The 1,164-nt window shown below is 67.6% G+C and carries 1 protein-coding gene and 1 pseudogene; both read left to right on the top strand.

The features are described from left to right. Positions 1-103 precede the first annotated feature (103 nt). Entirely contained in the window at positions 104-934 is an 831-nt protein-coding gene (locus tag C7C46_RS33155; RefSeq protein ID WP_110673611.1) for an IS5 family transposase, read from the top strand. Continuing rightward, positions 931-1,164, top strand: a pseudogene (locus tag C7C46_RS33150) (hypothetical protein); the annotation flags it as partial. The gene C7C46_RS33155 and the pseudogene C7C46_RS33150, both read left to right, overlap by 4 nt.

Here is a 1,164-nt window from a genome sequence, read left to right as displayed (position 1 = left end):
AGAGGGCGGTACGTGACCTTCTGTCCGCTTTCTGATCGCTCGATCGTGTGGGCTTGCCTGTAATGCCGCCGCAGAGCGCGTCGGGTGGTGGTGGGCTGACAGGGTGAGTGAGCGAAGGGGCTACCCGAGCGATTTGACGGACGAGCGGTGGGCGCTGATCGAGCCGATGATCACGGCGTGGAAGGCGGTGCACCCCTCGGTGAGCGGCCATCAGGGCCGCTATCCGATGCGCGAGATCGTCAACAGCATCCTCTACCAGGGTCGCAGCGGCTGCCCGTGGTCCTACCTGCCCGGTGACCTGCCGCCGCCCGGCGCGGTCAAGTACTACTTCTACGCCTGGCGCAACGACGGCACCACCGAGGCGATCCACGAACTCCTGCGCTGCCAGGTCCGCGAACGGGCCGGGCGGACCGAGGATCCGAGTCTGGTGGTGCTCGACACCCAGAGCCTGCACGCCGCCGCCGGAGTGCCTGCCACCACGACCGGCCGTGACGCGGCGAAGAAAGTACCGGGCAGGAAGCGCGGACTGGCCGTTGACATCCTCGGACTGGTGATCGCGGTGATCGTGACGGCTGCCTGCGTCCACGACAATGCCATCGGGACCGCCCTGCTGGACAAGGTCGCCACCAGCGCCTCCACCGTCCACAAGGCACTGGTGGACCAGGGATTCAAGAAGACCGTCGTCGCGCACGGTGCCGCTATGGGTGTCGAGGTGGACATCGTCGAGCGCAACCCCGACCAGACGGGCTTCGTTCCTCAGCCGATCCGCTGGAGAGTGGAACAGACCAACGGGATCCTCATGCTGCACCGCCGGCTGGTCCGTGAGTACGAACACAGCACCGCTTCCTCCGAGTCCCGCGTGTACTGGGCCATAAACGATGTGATGGCCCGTCGGCTGACCGGTACTTCCACGCCGGCCTGGCGCGGCGCGTGAGCGGCGACGAGCATCTGACCCTCGGGGCCCTACTGGTGCGCCTGGAGACCCAGGAGAAGCAGATCGCCGCGCAGGCGGAAGCCGCCCACGAGCAGATCGCGCAGCTCACCGCGCTGCTGGACGGGCTCGCCCAGGCCGCCGACCACATCGCGATCACCCGCAAAACGCTCCTCAATCTTCCCGACGAAGTGCCGCCAGCGGCGACGACGCCGGCCGTGGTCGTCCCTGAG

This window comes from Streptomyces tateyamensis, assembly GCF_003205575.1.
Taxonomy (GTDB): Bacteria; Actinomycetota; Actinomycetes; order Streptomycetales; family Streptomycetaceae; genus Kitasatospora; species Kitasatospora tateyamensis.
This window is presented reverse-complemented; position numbering and strand designations above follow the sequence as displayed.